Source organism: Streptococcus sp. CCH5-D3 (assembly GCF_001556435.1).
Classification (GTDB): domain Bacteria; phylum Bacillota; class Bacilli; order Lactobacillales; family Streptococcaceae; genus Streptococcus.
The window spans coordinates 1-425 of record NZ_LSIW01000025.1 but is presented as its reverse complement, the minus strand read 5'-3'; the positions used below and the strand labels follow the sequence as shown (position 1 = coordinate 425).

The 425-nt window shown below is 35.3% G+C and carries 1 pseudogene; it reads right to left on the bottom strand.

Annotated features, from left to right (window positions below):
• Window positions 1-425 (bottom strand): annotated as a pseudogene (locus tag AX662_RS10650) (DUF6287 domain-containing protein); the annotation flags it as partial.

The following is a 425-nucleotide window of genomic DNA, read 5'->3' as shown; positions in this document are numbered from 1 at the left end:
CCTTTATCAATTGCTTCCCACTTTAAGTTTTTGAGATTCAAAGCCGTAGACGAAACACCTAGTTCTTCTTCGATTTTCTTCTTATCATTCATTTGTATTGTAGTTTCTTTTTGCTTATTTGGGAAACTAGCTTCAACTTTGTATAAAGCTAGGTTTACTTCCGGATTTGATGATTGCCAGGCAGCAAATACCACCTGACCGTTTTCATAAGCAATGAGAGATGAACGTGCCCCACCAACAGGAGCAACATAGGCTACATGCAATAATGAAGGTTGACTATTTTTCAGGTAATAGATTGCAGAAATATAATCTTGTTTACCAATCAATAACTCGTCCTGTCCATCTTTATCTAAGTCTACAAACGCATATTGAGTGGGAATAAAATATAAACCTAATTTAAAGTGACTTGATTGATTTAACAGCAT